This is a genomic window from Hymenobacter sp. H14-R3 (genome assembly GCF_030063445.1).
Lineage (GTDB): Bacteria > Bacteroidota > Bacteroidia > Cytophagales > Hymenobacteraceae > Hymenobacter.
Genome location: NZ_JASITD010000022.1, coordinates 43595 through 58807 on the forward strand (window position 1 = coordinate 43595; position 15213 = coordinate 58807).

Below are 15213 nucleotides of genomic sequence, written 5' to 3' on the forward strand. Positions count from 1 at the left end.
ATTTGTCATTGCGAGCACAACGCAGTGGAGCGCGGCAATGACGGACGGTTTTTGCGCAAGTCACAAGTCAGTAATTATCAACCCTTCGGGCGGCATCCTTCGGCCGCAAAAGCCGTTAGCGTGTTTAATACTTGCTGACTGCTAACTGATAATTAAAAGAGAATGCCCGAATTACCCGAGGTCGAAACCTACCGCCGTTTTATCAACGAAGTAGCTGTGGGACAAAAGATTACCGGCTTAGAAGTGCGCGATACGCACGTACTGGCCGTGTCCGAAGACGAGCTGCGCACTGCCCTCGTGGGCCGCACCATCACCGGCACCGGCCGGCTGGGCAAAAACTGCTTTGTGGAGCTGGACAACGGCCGCCTGCTGGTGCTGCACTTCGGCATGACTGGCGACATTGGCGCGTTCCGCGATGCGCCCGATGCCCCGCGCTTTACCCGAGTGGCCTGGCAGCTCGGCGACTCGGGCCTGAACCTGGCCTTTATCGACCCGCGTAAATTTGGTCGCATTCGCCTGGCTGAGAGCGTCGAAGCCTACCAAAAGGCCAAGAAGCTGGGCCCCGACGCCCTGCTCATCACCGCCGCCGAGCTACACCAGAAACTCAGCCGCCGCCGGGTATTTGTAAAGCCCCTGCTACTTGACCAAAGCCTCACCGCCGGCCTCGGCAACTGGATTGTGGACGAGGTATTATTCCAGGCTAAAATTCACCCCGAGCGAATAGGAAACACTATTTCTGAAACCGAGGCAACTGCCCTGCACGCCGCCATTCAATTGGTACTAACGACGGCCATTCGGCACGAAGCCAATTACCGGCATTTCCCCAAATCCTTCCTCATCCACGCCCGTGAGTGGGACGACTCGGCCACGCCGGGCAGCGATGCGCATACCTTTTGCCCCCGCCACCCCAAGGTAAAAATCGAGAAATTCTACGTGGGTGGTCGGGCTACCTACATCTGCCCCACCTGCCAGCCCGCGCCAGCAACTTCTTCCGCAGCTGAAGCCTGAGTGCAGCACAGGCCCGGAATAAGGGCTTGAGCCGCAGGAATGGTCGGGCACACAAGGAGCACGACACCTAGACAGGACTTACGCAGCAGGTCTTTTTTAGCCCCAGCGGGGTCGTACCTGGTAGGGGCTAAAAAAGACCTGCTGCGTAAGTCCTGCTAAAACAGAAAGAGGCTGCCTATTAAGGCAGCCTCTTTTCAGTACCCAGTAGAAAGCCCACCGAGCAAGCGCCATCCACAAAATCCGACTAATCTAAAAAAATCCGTCGAATCCGTGGTCCAGCTATCACCGCCCTACCATGCCCATCATAGCCTCGGGGTAGCGGGTGCCGGCGGCGGCCCCCAGGGGGAGCAGCTCATCGAGGTGGCGCAGCTCATCCTCAGTTAGTTGCACCTCAAGGGCACCCACGTTTTCTTCGAGATATTTCACGCGCTTGGTGCCAGGAATGGGCGCGAGGTCGTTGCCTTGAGCCAGCACCCAGGCCAGAGCCAACTGGCTGGCCGTGACGTGCTTACTCTGGGCCAGGTCGCGCAGGTGGTTTACCAGCTTGAGGTTCTTATTAAAGTTCTCGCCCTGGAAGCGGGGCGAATGGCGGCGGTAGTCGTCGGGCGCGAAATCCTCGAATTTCTGGATTTCGCCGGTGAGGAAGCCCCGGCCCAGGGGCGAGTAGGGCACCAAGCCGATGCCTTTTTCGCGCAGCAGGGGCAAAATTTCTACTTCTACATCGCGGCTCCAGAGGCTATACTCCGTTTGCAGGGCGGCAATGGGGTGCGTGGCGTGGGCACGGGCAATGGTTTCGGGGCCGGCTTCGCTGAGGCCCAGAAAGCGCACCTTGCCTTCTTCCACGAGGCGGCTCATGGCACCCACGGTTTCTTCAATGGGCACGGTGGGGTCCACGCGGTGCTGGTAATAGAGGTCGATGTGGTCGGTGCCCAAGCGCTTGAGGCTGCCTTCGGCCGACTGCCGCACGTACTCGGGCCGGCCGCTGATGCCGCGCTTGGTGGGGTCGTTGAGGTCGCGCACAATGCCGAACTTGGTGGCCAGCACCACCTTGTTGCGGCGGGTTTTATCGGCCTTGAAGAACCGGCCCAGCAGCTCCTCATTGGTGTAGGGGCCGTACATATCGGCGGTATCTAAGAAGCTGATTTCCAGCTCTATTGCGCGGGCTAGGGTACGCAGGCTTTCGGCATCGTCGGGCTGGCCGTAGAAGTCAGACATGCCCATGCAGCCGAGGCCGAGGGCAGAAACTGTGAGACCGGAGCGGCCGAGTTGGCGGGTTTGCATATGTTGTGTGGGGAAAAGGATGGGCGATAAACTCCTGGGGGTGGGTTTTTGATTTATCAGCGGCGCATTTGGCACGGGTAAGAGGTTCCCGCAGAGGGTGCAGCGGTTGGCAAAGCGCGCGAAAACCGCTGGCATCTTCGGGGGCGGCCGTACCTTTAGGGCATGAGAAAACTGCTGCTTTTGCCGCTGGGTGCGGCGTTTGGATTGCTGAGCCTGAGCCTGCCGGGCTGCGGCACCAAGGCTACCACCGAGGCTGCCACGCCCGCCGTGCAGGCCCGCGCGCTCGAAAACACGCTCATGGCCCGCCACGATAGCCTGATGGGCCAAACCGAGCAGCTCTTCGAGCTCAAAGCCCAGCTTACCGCCGCCAAGGTACCCGCCAACGCCCCCGTGCTGGCCAAGATGCAAACCGCCTCCCAGGCCATGATGACCTGGATGCACGCCTACCAGCCGCCCGATAGCACCGCGCCCGCCCCCCAGCGCCTCACCTACCTGCAAGACCAGCAAACCCAGCTCCTGGCCGTAGCGCAGCAGATTACGGCGGCCCTCGACTCGGGCAACGCCACCCTGCGCCGCGCCACCCCGGCCGCCGCGCCCGCCGCCCCGCAGCCCAAATAACCTACCACCGGGCATACTAGCATGAGCGATACTTTCTTCCCCCCAGCTTCCATTACCCCCAGCTTCCTCAAACAACACCGCGTATTTCTTGCTGGAAGTATTGAAATGGGCAAAGCCACCGAATGGCAGGCCAATTTTACCTTCGAAGTCAGCGAATTCATCCGGGAGCGTACGTCTCCCCCCTACTTACACAGGCTTGCCAGCTACAGTTTTTATAACCCGCGCCGCAAAGATTGGGATAGCGAATGGAAACAGGGGTTTGCTGAGCCCCAGTTCTACCAACAGGTTAACTGGGAGCTCGATGCACTAGACAAGGCCACGCATATCATCATGTATCTGGAACCCGGTACGCAATCCCCAATCAGCCTCCTGGAACTCGGCTTACAAGCCAAATCGGGTAAACTCCTGGTAGTTTGCCCGGAGGGGTTCTGGCGCAAGGGTAACGTGGACGTGGTGTGTAATCGCTACGGCATTCTCCAATTCAACACACTCTCGTTGGCGGCCAGCTACTTGGCTAATCAAATCCTGAAGGGGTAATACGGCTCCTAAAAATAAGGCGTAAAGATTGAGCAGAAATGGTTTTTACGTTGAGTGGTGGGCGCTTCTACTCTGATTGGTTACTGATTACTAACCCGGCCGGCCGCGAACGACTGGTGGCCTACGGCTGTTTATATCCTGAGCCGGGCCGCGGGCCGGGCTGCGTTGTTGCCTTCTATTCTGTATTGTTATGTTGTTGAAATATTTGCCCGCCGTGGCACTGCTGGCTCTGGCCAGCTGCAACCAGGCGGCCCCCGACTCCGACACGGGCGCGCTGGCCATTCACATGGATGCCGCGCCCGATACTGCTTCCGCCACCCTCCCCTACCTCGGCGACGCCGAGCAGCAGGTGGGGCCCGCTGGCGACACTACTGCGGTGTACCCCACGGTGCCCGCCTTTCGCCTGCACGACCAGGATGGCCACCTGGTTACCAACCAGAGCCTGGCCCACAAGGTCTACATCACCGATTTTTTCTTTGCCACCTGCCCCGGCATCTGCCCCAAAATGCAGAGCGAGATGCTGAAGGTGTACAAGCAGTACGCGGCCAACCCCAACGTGGTGTTTATTTCGCATACCATTGACCCCGAGCACGATAGCCTACCCGTGCTGCGCGACTACGCCCGCCGCCTGGGCGTGAACACGCCCGGCAGCAACTGGCGCTTTGTGCGGGCCAGCCGCGACTCGGCCTACGCCCTGGCCAAGGCCTACTTCACCGGGGCTATGCCCGATGCCAAAGCCCCCGGCGGCATTGCCCACAGCGGCACCTTTGCCCTCGTTGACGACCAGGGCCACGTGCGCGGCCTCTACGACGGCCTCAACCCCCAGGAAACCGCCAAGCTGCTGCGCCAGCTGCCCAAGCTGCTGGCCGAGGTAAAAACCCGCCAGGCCACGGCGCAACGCTAACCACTGATGGCGGCCCTCAAACTCAATTTTTCTGGCCTACTTAGTAACTCCTTGCTGCTGTTGGTGTTGCTGTCGCTCACGGGCTGCTTCACCAACAAGCAGAACCAGGGCGAGCGCCTCTATGGGCTGCACTGCGCCAGCTGCCACGGCGGGCAGGGCGAAGGCATTGGGCAGCTGGTGCCGCCGCTGGCGGGCTCCGATTATCTGGCCCAGCACCCCGGCCAGCTGGCCTGCATTGTGCGCGTGGGCCTGAAGGGGCCGATTGTGGTAAACGGCGTGAGCTACAACCAGTTGATGCTGGGCGTGCAGGACACGGCCACGCACCGGCAGCTGTCGCCGGCCCAGGTTACCAACCTGCTCAACTTTATCGAGAGCCACTGGGGCAACCACCCCGGCCCGGCGGGTGCCCGCACCATTGCCGGCACCGAGGCCGATTTGCGCGCCTGTGGCGAGCGTTAGGCTACCTTTGCTTTTACTGCTGAATGGTTGCTGATTAATGCCTGGGGAGCACTTAACCACTCCTCAGCCCATTACGCATCAAGCATTAACCCTTAACCATTACCAATTCCATGGGTCTCTTCGACTTTCTAAAAAACAAACCTGAGTCGGCCCCGGCCACCCCTTCGGCACCGGCCCAGCCGGGCACCACCCCGGCCGCCGACGCGGCCCAGCCCGCCGCCCCTGCGGCCGCGGCCGCGCCCAAAGGCCCCCGCTACCAGGGCTCGGCCCACGTGGCCCCGCCCACGCCCAGCGCGCCGCCTATGGTTGGTATTCCGCCCATGCCCGAGCCGCTGGGTATGCCGACCGAGGCCGAGTTTCCCTACGAGCCCCAGAACATTCTGGAGCACCTACTGCTGCTGGCCCCGGTGGATGAGAACGCCCGCCCCGCCTTCTACCAGGCGCTGTTGCAGGAGAACATTCTGATGGTGCTGGCGCCCGCCGAGGACATTGCCCCCGGTGAAGTGCAACTGGCCGAAGGTGCCCAAATTCAGCTGCAAGTGTTGCAGGATGGCCGCCTGCCCATTTTCTCCTCGGAAGCGCGCCTCAGCGATGGCGGCATGGATGCCGGTACCGTGAGCTGGGTACCCATTCCGGGCCAGGCATTTTTTGCCATGACCCAGGGCCAGGACTGCGTGCTGAACCCCTTCTCGGTGGCGGGCAAATTGCTGCCAGCGGCCGAGATTCAGGCGCTGCTCGCGGGCCAGCTCTCGCAGAGCAACGGCCTGCCCTCCGATGCCCAAGTGGTGCTCAACGCCCCCGAGCTGCCCGAGGGCCTGGCCGAGTCGCTGGCCGAGTTCGGCGCGAGCAATGCCGATATCCTGTCCATTTACGTGGCGCAGATGCAGCTGGCCGGCGACGATAGCCAGCCCCCGCGCCTGCTGCTGGGCTTCGATACCATCAGCCACGACCCCGAGTTTATGCAGCAGCTCGGCCCCGCGCTGGAAGGCCGCACCGGCGATTTCCAGCACGTTGACCTCATGCTGCTTGACCTGACGTCGGAAGAAGGCGTAAACCCCTACTTCCAGCAGCCCGAGGTGCAGCCGGTTTACAAATCCTAGCTGAGGACTTAGTATCAGCTACTTAATAAAAAGAGCGGCCCGCGTAATACGCGGGCCGCTCTTTTTATTAAGTAGCTTATTTTCAATTGATTAAGATGTTTTCGCTTCAGCGGCCTCGGCTTCTTCGTGGCGCGTAATGAACCGCCTGAAAATCGGCCGCAGGCTCACGTATAGCACGAACACTACCGGCACGGCGGCCACGCCCCAAATGAGGAGCGCTCCCAGCTCGGCGCGCCACAGCAAGTGCAGCACCTGGCCCCAGCCATCGGCTTTTACCATCGTCTTAATCTGGCCGAGGTTGAGGTGGGCTACTTCGCGGCCATGGCCCAGCAAGGTGGCACCCCAACGCAAAAGCGGCAGAAACAGCAGTATTTGCAGTGGGCTCAGCACGTGGCACACCAGCTGCATGGCCGCTACGTTGAGCTTGAGGCGTAGCGCCACCGCCGTGCTGATGAGCGTGGTAACGCCGAAGGTGGGCGCCAGCCCAAACGCCACCCCCAGGCCGGCCGTGAGGGCCAGGCTGCCGGGGGAGAGGCCCGCCTTGAGCAAACTCAGAAACGGGTCTGTCAACCGGCGCTGAATCCAGGTGCGGGGCGGGGCTCCGGGCGCGGCCCGCACCCCGGTGGCGGAGGTGGAAGTTGTGGTCATGCGTAACTAGCCGGCGAAATAACCTGTTTAGTAGCGCGCCCGGCCACCTGGCTGGTGACGACGCCCGCCACGCGGCCGCTCTTTTTACCTACTCTGGCCCAAAATGTTGTTGGCGGGGCGTTAAGTTTCTTATGGCCAAGGCTTCTACCTCTCCTGCTTCCCCGCCCCCGCACCGCCTGCTCTGGTGGGTCGAGCTGTGGCTACTGCTGCGCCGCGCCGCCCGCGAGTTGGCCGCCAACGACCCGCTGCGGCTGGGCGCGGCTACGGCGTTTTTTACGTCGTTTGCCCTGCCGCCCATTCTCATCATTCTGGTGCAACTGCTGGGCTCGGTGTACTCGGCGCGGGGCGCGCGCATGATGCTGCTCACCAAGCTGGGCGAGGTTATTGGCAGTACGGCCACCGGCCTGGTAGCCCAAACGGTGCACAACGTGGGCCACGCCGCCAGCAACCGCCTCATCACGTGGCTGGGCTTCGCGTTCCTGGTGTTTATTGCCACCACGCTTTTTACGGTTATTCAGCATTCGCTCAACCAGTTGTGGCACGTGCGGCCGCGGCGGCAACTCAGCTCCGTATCGGTGGCGGCGCGCGAGCGGCTGCGCTCGGCAGGCGTGCTGCTAGCCACGGCGGCGCTCTCGGTGCTGGCCTTCTCGGCCGACGCGGTGCTGTCGCTGTTTGCCAATTTTGCGTCCGGCTTCGACGTCATTTTTGCGTTCTACGCCGTGTGGGTGCTCAACTTGGTGGTGAGCCTGCTCATTCTGGCGGTGTGGTGCGGCTTCGTATTTCGCACCCTCAGCTCGGCCAAAGTGCCCTGGCGGGCCGTGCGGCGCGGGGCGCTGCTCACGGCGATACTCATCGAGCTGGGCGAGCGCGTGCTGAGCCAGCTGCTGGTGAGCCGCGACCTGGGACCCATCTACGGGCCGGCGGCCAGCTCGGTGCTGGTGCTTCTGTTCGTGTTCTACTCGGCCATGATTTTCTACTTCGGCGCGGCCTTCACCAAGGTCTACGCGCACCATGTGGGGCTCGATATTAAGCCCAAGAAAACCGCCGTGCGCTACCGGCTGGTGAATGTGGAGGAGTGAGCAGTGGGGCAGTGGGTAATGACGTTCTCTTATCCATTACCCCATTACCCCATTACCAATTACCCACTGCCATTACCCATTCCCCTAAGCCGTACCTTTGCCGGATGCAAGCTGACCCCGCCGCTCCGGCCTCTTTTTCTGATTTCAACCTTTCGCCCGAACTGCTGCAAGGCCTGGCCGAATTAAACTTTGCCCATCCTACGCCCGTGCAGGCCCTCGTGTTGCAGCCAGCCCTGGATGGGCAGGACGTGGCCGGGCGGGCCCCTACCGGCTCGGGCAAGACGGCTGCCTACGGCCTGGCCATCCTGGCCCAGGTTGACCCCAGTGCCAAGGCCGTGCAGGCCATTGTGCTGGTGCCCGCCCGCGAGCTGGCCCTGCAAGTGCGCGACGCCCTCAAGAGCCTGGGCAAGCACATGGCCGCCCCCGGCCTGCGCGTAGCGGCCCTCTACGGCGGCCACGCCATGCGCGACGAGGTGCAGACCTTGCAGCAAACGCCCCACGTGGTAGTGGCCACCCCCGGCCGCCTGCTCGACCACCTGGAGAAGCGCAACATTATTCCTAACCAATTGAAAGTGTTGGTATTGGATGAGGCTGACAAGCTGCTTGACCTGAAGTTTCAGGAGGAGATGGCTACCATTATCAGCCGCCTGCCGCGCCGCCGCCAGACGCTCTTGTTCTCGGCGACCATGCCCGACAAGGTGATGGCCCTGGTGCGCGACTACCTCACCCGCCCCCGCATGCTAACGGCCGCCGGCGGCATTAACGGCGAGATAACCGGCGCGGCCCTGCCCGCCTCGCTCACCCTGCGCGGCCACGTGCTCAACGCCGTGGAGGACAAGCCCGCCGCCCTCTACCACCTGCTGCAACAGCCCGAAACCGGCCAGACGCTCATCTTTGCCAACACCCGCGACAAGGTGGAAGAGCTGGCCCAGTTTCTGCGCGGCCGCGGCGTGGCGGCCGAAGTGCTGCACGGCAAGCTGCCCCAGCCCGAGCGCGACAAAGCCCTCATGAAGCTGCGCAATAACTCGGCCCAGGCCCTGGTAGCCACCGACGTAGCCGCCCGCGGCCTCGACGTGCCGGCCCTCGACACGGTGATTCAGTACGACCTGCCGCACGATGCCGAAACCTTTCAGCACCGCGCTGGCCGCACGGCGCGGGCCGGCGTAGCCGGTACCGCCCACCTGCTGGCCACCCCACCCGAGCAGGCTCGCGTGCAGGCCTGGCCCTCAGCCCAAAGTGCCCAGTGGAAGCGCCTGGTGCCCCCGGCCATGCCCCCGTCCAACGCCGCCAATAAGCTGCCCCGCCCCGAAACCATCACCCTGCACGTTACGGCCGGCAAGAAGCACAAAGTGAGTGCCCACGACCTGGTCGGCGCGTTCGTGAACGTGGGCGGCCTGGAGCGCCACACGGTGGGCCGCATCGAGGTATTCGACTTCTACTCCTACGTAGCCGTGCCCCGCAAGCAGGCCGCCGAAATCCTCGAAAAGCTGAACGGCGCGAAGGTAAAGGGCGTGAAAGTAAGAGTGACGGAAGTAGCGTAGCGCGAAGTTTCCACTTCGTGCGCGAGCGCAGCGAGCAGGCAGCACCGGGCGGTGTGGCCGGCGCTAACGCGAGTTGCTCGCTGCGCTCGCGCACGAAAGTGGAAACTTCGCGCTACTTCGCCTTTCTCACCTTGCCATCCACTACTGCTCCGGTGCCGTCGTGCAACAGGATTGGCTGGGCTTTGGCATTGCCGGGCGCGCCGGCACCCTGGAAGTCGCGGATGCGCAGATTGGTGAAGTGATTGACTTCGAGGCCATTGGATAAAAACGAGGCTTTCGTACCGACCCAGTTCAGCTTGAAGTTATCTACCGTGAGGCCGTTGATGTGCTCGGCCAGCAGGCCGGGGATATCGCGGGCGAAGAGGCCAAATTTGGGGTCGAGGTTGCCGCGCAGGTCCACATTGCCGCCGGCCACGCCGTTGAGGGGACTGTCGGTGAAGTCGAAGGTGAGGTTGTGAAACTCCACGTCTTCGAGCGGGCTTTCGGCGGTACCGTAGAGCAGGATGCCGTTCTCGCCCCGGCAGGTGATGTTGTTGAAGCGCACGTTTTTGATGCGGCCCATTTTCACGCTTTTATCGGCGTTGCCGCGAATGGCGGAGATGTGAATCGGCTCGCCGTTGCCCCACCAGTCGCCGGTGCGCAGCTTGGTTTCGATGCGAATGTTATCAAAAGTCAGGTTCTCGAGCGAACCTTCGTCGCGTAGCGAGATGTTGATGCCGCGCGTCGAGTTGGTGATGTTGCAATTGCTCACCGTCACGTTGCGCACGGTATTCTGGTCGAGGAAACCGATGCGGATGCCACTGCTGGCCGATTGCAGGTTGCAGTTCGTAATCACGAAGTTTTCCGATACGTGGCGCAGGTTACGGTAGCCCGGAATCTCAAAATGGTGGTCGTAGCCCACCACCACCAGCGCATCGTCGCCGGCCTGAATGTCGCAGTCGCTCACCGTTACGTTGCTACAGCTGGTAAAATCCACACCATCGGCATTGGGTACCAACAAGCCCGAATAGAGTCGGATGCCCGTGAGGCGCACGTCATTGCAGTCGGCAAAGTGCAGCGTCCAGAACGGCGAGTTAATCAGCGACACGTTGCTGACCGTCACGTTCTTACACACCGAGAACACCACCATTTGGCGGGGCCGGTCCTTGGGCACTACCGGGCCGTCGCCGATGCCGCTGGCCACGTGGCGGTAGTTGTTTTTCTGGCGCGTGTAGCGCGTCGTCACGCTGTCGATAGTCTTGGCCTGGGTGAAGTCGTAGAACGCCTGGTTGTTGCCATCCACGGTGCCCTCGCCGGTAATGGCCACGTTCTCCGCGTTTTCGGTGAACAGCATACCGTAGTAGTTCTGCCCGTACTGCGGTAGCGTATAGGCGTGGTAATCAGTCAGATTGGGGCTGCCCTTGAGCACCGCGCCATTGTCGAGGTGCAGGGTCACGTTGCTTTTCAGAAATACCGTGCCGATGAGGTAGGTGCCGGCCGGTACCTCCACCGTGCCGCCGCCGGCCTTGGTACAGGCATCCACGGCCTTTTGGATGGCGGCGGTGGCCACGGTGCGGCCATCGGCTACCGCGCCGTAGGCGCGCACCGAATAGGTTTGGGCCAGCGCGGCACTGGCACTGAGTACCAGCGCACTAAGAAGAAAAAAGAGCTTGAGCATAGCGAAGGTGACAGGGTAGCTTAGCGCGAAGTTTCTACTCCGTGCGTAGGCGCAGCGAGCATGGTCGTTTGGGCCGCGTGGTCCCGCCTGCTCGCTGCGCTCGCGCACGAAGTGGAAACTTCGCGCTACTGCTTGTGGAGGCGGCGCAGCATTTCGAGGCAGGCGCGGCCGTTGTGGTAGGGGCACTTCCAGAAGCCGGCCTTGTCTTCGCCAGCCATCAGCGAGTTGTCGGCGTGCACGCCCCAGAACCACTCGCCGTTTTGCTGGTCCAGAATGTGCTGCTGCGTGAAGCGCCACGCGCCCTCGGCCATCGCCCGAAACTGCGCGTCGCCGCTCACCTGGTAGGCATTGTAGAACCCCACTACGGCTTCGGCCTGCACCCACCAGTGGCGGTCGGCGTCGAGGTGGCCGTCGGGGTGCAGCTCGTAGCCCAGGCCACCATCGGGGGCCAGGCCCTCGGCGGCGGCGCGGGCCAGCTGCACAGCGGTTTTCTGGAAGTGGGCGATGAGGCCGGGCTCGTGCAGCACCTCGGCAGCTTCGAGCAGCAGCCAGGCCGCCTCTACATCGTGGCCGTAGGAAATGGCATCGGGCCGGGGCCGCCAGTACTCATCCAAAAACAGGACGAGGTGGCCAGTTTTGGGGTCGATGATGTGGTCGGTGAAGTCGAGCAGCAGGGCCTTTATTTGCCGGCGCAGGTCCGCGTCGGGCCACTCGCGGTAGAGGTTGGCGTACGCCTCCAGCACGTGGAGGTGCGTGTTCATGGTCTTCTTCTCGTTGGCATCCTTGGCGCTCAGGCGCAGGTCGCCGAGGGGCTGCCAGTCGCGGGCAAAGGCTTCGAGGTAGCCGCCCTCGGCGGGGTCAAAGCTGTGGGCTTCGATGGCCTGAAACAGCGCTTGCGCGTGCGCCAGGGCCGCTTTGTCGCCGCTGGCGCGGTGGTACTCGGCTAGGCCGTAGATGGTGAAGGCGAGCGCGTAAATCTGCTTTTTGGTATCGAGCGGCTGGCCCTGGTAGTCCACCGACCAGTACACGCCGCCGTGCTCCTCGTCCAGAAAGTGCGCCGTAATATACTCGTAGGCCCGGCGGGCCACGGCCAGGTTTTCGGGGCTGGCCTGGTGGTTGCAGGCCGCCGCAAACGTCCACAAAATGCGGGCGTGCAGCACCGCCCCCTTCGGCGCGGTGGCCGTGACGTGGTTGTCGTTGTCAATCTTGCCGAAGAAGCCACCCTCAGCTTCGTCGGGCGCGTAGGTGCGCCAGTAGGCCAGAATGCGGTCAAGCTCCTGCTGGAAGGAATCGGCTAAGTTCATAGGAAGGGGAGATTAATAGTTAATATACTATCCATCAATTAGTTATCACTTATCAAAACTCAGCTGCAACCCGTTGATTTCGGCCGCCGTAGCGCCGGTTATTTTCAGGGCTTTGAGGCAAATACTGGTTTTGCCGGCCGGCACCCGGAACGTGCCGACGACCAGTTGACCCCAGGCGGCCATCTCATACGCTTCCTTGCGGGGTACCCGGTCGGGGCTCGGCAGCTGCGCGGCCTGGAAGGGCCGGCTGATGGTGACGCTGTGCTCGACCTGGCCCACGCGGCAGCTGAGCACCGAACCCACGTTTTTGGCCGTGCATAGATAATCCAGGGCTACGGTGTAGGTACCTGGCGTCTGGCAGTCGATGTTCCAGGTGAGGCTGTCGCGGGTGCTGGGCCACTGCTCGGCCCAGTCGTGGGCCCAGCCGTGGCCCTCCTTGAGCTTGATGCCGGCCGAAACGTTGGCCTCGTACACGGGCAGCACCACGCCCCTTTCTGACAGCACGATGGGCCGCTCGTACGAGATGCCGCTGATGGACTGCGTAAACCAGGCTTGGTATGCGCGCAAAAACTGCTGGGTCAGGGCCGGGTTTTGCGCCGCGAGGTCGTTTTTCTCGCCGGGGTCCTGGTCCACATCGTAGAGCTGCGGCGCGTTGTGCTCATACACAAACCGGTACTGGTTGCTGCGAAACCCACCCGCATTGAGCGTGGCCGGCACCTCCATAAAGTTGACGTGCGTGAAGATTTTGCGGTCGGGGGCCGCCGTGGCGTTGCCGGCTAGCAGGTAGGGCGCCAGGCTGATACCATCGAGCTTTTTGGTGCCCACGGGTTGCAGGGCGCACAGGCCGGCCAGGGTCGGATACACGTCGATGTGGGCCGCGGGCAGGGGCAGCACGGTGCGGGCAGGAATTTTGGTGGGCCACCGAATGAAGAACGGCACCCGCATGCCGCCCTCGTGCACACTCCCCTTAATGCCCCGCATGTCGCCGTTGTAGCGGGTACCGTTGGGGCCGTTATCAGTCATGAAAATGACGATGGTATTCTCCTCCAGGTTCCGCTCTTTCAGAAAAGCCAGCACCCGGCCCACGTTGTCGTCGAGGTTGCTGACCATGCCGTACACGCAGGCCAGCTCATTGCTCAGGCCCTTGGCTTTGTACTTGTTGAAGTAGGCATCGGGCACCTGAAACGGGCTGTGGGGCGCGTTGTACGGGATGTAGCAAAAGAAGGGCTTGGCTTGGTTCGCCGCGATGAACTTGAGCGCCGCGTCGGTCAGCACGTCCGAGATGTAGCCGGCGGTTGGCACCGGCTGGCCGTTGTGGTCCAGCTTCGTATCGAAGTAGTTGGACCAGTGCCCCGCGCAAAAGCCCAGGAACTCACTGAAGCCCTGGTCGTTGGGCCGGTTGGGGTAGTGCTGCCCGCTGTGCCACTTGCCAAACATGCCGGTTTGGTAGCCGTTGGCCCGAAACAGTTCGGCCAGCGTGGTTTCGTCGCTGGCCATCGTTTCCAGGCCCTTCGACACCGACACCACGCCCGTGCTCAGGTGGTAGCGCCCGGTGAGCAGGCTGGCCCGCGTGGGCGCGCACAGCGGGCTCACGTAGAAATGCTCGAAGCTCGTACCCTGCTGGGCCAGCCGGTCGATGTTGGGCGTCGTCACCCACGGGTTTTTATTGGCGCTCAGGTCGCCCCAGCCCTGATCATCGGTGAGAATCAGCACAACGTTGGGCCGGGCCGGCGGCCGGTTGCACCCACTAGCCCCGGCCAGGCCGGCCGCTAGCAGCAGCGCAAGGATAACGGAGGGGCGGCGCATCGTTTTTTTGGTTAACGCGCCACCCCGTTAGCCACCCGCTCGCTTACCGTGGGGGCAGGCACGGCTAAATTGCTGTCAATGAGCGTGTTAATTGCCTGCACCGACGCGGCCGAGCGCAACCCGTCTTCCGGGGTATTCACCACGTAATCAAGTAGTTGCTCGATGGTGGAGGTGGCTACGTGCATGCGCGTATCCGAGGAGGCGTAGTAGACGAACACCCGGCCGTCGGGGTCGGCAATCCAGCCGTTGCCGAAGGCCACGTTCGACACGTCGCCCACGCGCTCCTCCCCTTCCGGGGCCAGGAAATAGCCGGCCGGCTTGTGGATTATTTTGGTGAGGTCGTGCAGGTCGGTCATGAACATATACAGCACGTAGCGCAGGCCGGCGGCGGTGTTGCGCACGCCGTGGGCCAGGTGCAGCCAGCCCAGCGGGGTTTTGAGGGGCGCCGGGCCGAGGCCGTTTTTCAGCTCCGAAATGGTGTGGTACTGCTTCTTGTCCACAATAACCTCCTGCATCACCGTGGCATTCTCGATGGTTTTGGAGAGGCCAAAGCCAATGCCGCCGCCCTTGCCGGCGTCGATGAAGCCGTCCTGCGGGCGGGTGTAGAACGCATACTGGCCATCCACAAACTCGGGGTGCAGCACCACGTTGCGCTGCTGGGCCGAGCCGGTGGTGAGGTCGGCGAGACGCTCCCAGGTTACGAGGTCCTTGGTGCGGGCAATGCCGCACTTGGCCAGCGCGGCCGACTGGTCGGCGTCGGAAGCGGCGGGGTCGCGGCGCTCGGTGCAGAACAGGCCGTAAACCCAGCCGTCTTCGTGGGCCACCAGGCGCATATCGTACACGTTGGTATCGGGGTCGGCGGTTTCGGGCAGCGTGATGGGGCGCTCGTGAAACTGGAAGCCGTCGATGCCGTTGGCGCTTTCGGCTACCGCGAAGAACGACTTGCGGTCGTTGCCCTCCACGCGCACTACCAGCGCATACTTGCCCTGCCACTTGATGGCCCCGGCGTTGAGCGTGGCATTGATGCCGATGCGCTCCATCAGGAAGGGGTTGGTAGCGGGGTTGAAGTCGTATTTCCAGGCCAGTGGGGCGTGGGCGGCCGTGAGCACGGGGCGCGCATAGCGGTCAAAAATGCCGTTGCCAACCTCCTCTTTCTCGTTGGATAGGTGAAGCAGCTGGTCGTACTTGGTTTGCAGCAGGTGCAGGCGGTGGTTGAACACGGAGGACATGTGTTTTAGCTTTTGGCTGTTAGCTGATGGCTAAGAGCTTTT

14 protein-coding genes are annotated in these 15213 nt (G+C 62.5%); 8 read left to right on the forward strand and 6 right to left on the reverse strand.

Translation table 11 applies throughout. The annotated features are described in order from the left end of the window. The first annotated feature begins 162 nt into the window (after nt 1–162). Nucleotides 163–1008, forward strand: a complete 846-nt coding sequence (locus QMK33_RS17820; protein WP_283565972.1) for an Fpg/Nei family DNA glycosylase — start codon at nt 163–165, stop codon at nt 1006–1008. Nucleotides 1009–1290: 282 nt separating this feature from the next. Here QMK33_RS17820 and QMK33_RS17825 read toward each other — a convergent pair whose 3' ends face one another. Beyond that, nucleotides 1291–2289, reverse strand: coding sequence for an aldo/keto reductase (locus QMK33_RS17825; RefSeq protein WP_283565973.1), 999 nt, complete (start codon nt 2287–2289; stop codon nt 1291–1293). Nucleotides 2290–2451: 162 nt separating this feature from the next. On the opposite strand from QMK33_RS17825, the gene QMK33_RS17830 reads away from it, so the two are divergent. The 5 genes from QMK33_RS17830 (at nt 2452) to QMK33_RS17850 (ending at nt 5907) form a co-directional block, all read left to right on the forward strand. Then, on the forward strand, nt 2452–2907 hold the full coding sequence (locus QMK33_RS17830; RefSeq protein ID WP_283565974.1) for a hypothetical protein: 456 nt from the start codon (nt 2452–2454) through the stop codon (nt 2905–2907). 21 nt (nt 2908–2928) lie between these two features. Next, a complete protein-coding gene (locus QMK33_RS17835) occupies nt 2929–3444 on the forward strand; it encodes a nucleoside 2-deoxyribosyltransferase domain-containing protein (protein WP_283565975.1) in 516 nt (171 codons plus the stop codon). Between the two features lie 190 nt (nt 3445–3634). Further along, a complete protein-coding gene (locus tag QMK33_RS17840) occupies nt 3635–4348 on the forward strand; it encodes an SCO family protein (RefSeq protein ID WP_283565976.1) in 714 nt (237 codons plus the stop codon). A gap of 51 nt (nt 4349–4399) precedes the next feature. Continuing rightward, nucleotides 4400–4807, forward strand: coding sequence for a c-type cytochrome (locus tag QMK33_RS17845; RefSeq protein WP_283565977.1), 408 nt, complete (start codon nt 4400–4402; stop codon nt 4805–4807). Nucleotides 4808–4917: 110 nt separating this feature from the next. After that, nucleotides 4918–5907, forward strand: a complete 990-nt coding sequence (locus QMK33_RS17850; protein ID WP_283565978.1) for an enhanced serine sensitivity protein SseB C-terminal domain-containing protein — start codon at nt 4918–4920, stop codon at nt 5905–5907. 90 nt (nt 5908–5997) lie between these two features. Here the strand turns inward: QMK33_RS17850 and QMK33_RS17855 are convergent, their stop codons facing one another. Next, nucleotides 5998–6555, reverse strand: coding sequence for a DUF2062 domain-containing protein (locus QMK33_RS17855; RefSeq protein ID WP_283565979.1), 558 nt, complete (start codon nt 6553–6555; stop codon nt 5998–6000). Nucleotides 6556–6686: 131 nt separating this feature from the next. On the opposite strand from QMK33_RS17855, the gene QMK33_RS17860 reads away from it, so the two are divergent. Both QMK33_RS17860 and QMK33_RS17865 read left to right on the forward strand, forming a co-directional pair. Further along, the gene (locus QMK33_RS17860) at nt 6687–7634 is read left to right on the forward strand and encodes a YihY/virulence factor BrkB family protein (RefSeq protein ID WP_283565980.1); all 948 of its coding nucleotides are present in this window, start codon (nt 6687–6689) and stop codon (nt 7632–7634) included. Nucleotides 7635–7738: 104 nt separating this feature from the next. Continuing rightward, entirely contained in the window at nt 7739–9175 is a 1437-nt protein-coding gene (locus tag QMK33_RS17865) for a DEAD/DEAH box helicase (RefSeq protein ID WP_283565981.1), read from the forward strand. Nucleotides 9176–9287: 112 nt separating this feature from the next. On the opposite strand, the gene QMK33_RS17870 is transcribed toward QMK33_RS17865, so the two are convergent. The 4 genes from QMK33_RS17870 to QMK33_RS17885 form a co-directional block, all read right to left on the reverse strand. Next, nucleotides 9288–10832, reverse strand: coding sequence for a glycoside hydrolase family 28 protein (locus QMK33_RS17870; RefSeq protein WP_283565982.1), 1545 nt, complete (start codon nt 10830–10832; stop codon nt 9288–9290). 125 nt (nt 10833–10957) lie between these two features. Next, nucleotides 10958–12136 carry an AGE family epimerase/isomerase gene (locus tag QMK33_RS17875; RefSeq protein WP_283565983.1) on the reverse strand — a complete coding sequence of 393 codons (1179 nt, stop codon included), beginning with the start codon at nt 12134–12136 and terminating at the stop codon, nt 10958–10960. Between the two features lie 45 nt (nt 12137–12181). After that, complete coding sequence (locus QMK33_RS17880) at nt 12182–13942, reverse strand: arylsulfatase (RefSeq protein ID WP_283565984.1); 1761 nt, start codon at nt 13940–13942, stop codon at nt 12182–12184. A gap of 11 nt (nt 13943–13953) precedes the next feature. After that, the gene (locus tag QMK33_RS17885) at nt 13954–15171 is read right to left on the reverse strand and encodes a glycoside hydrolase family 130 protein (RefSeq protein WP_283565985.1); all 1218 of its coding nucleotides are present in this window, start codon (nt 15169–15171) and stop codon (nt 13954–13956) included. Between the last annotated feature and the right edge of the window lie 42 nt (nt 15172–15213).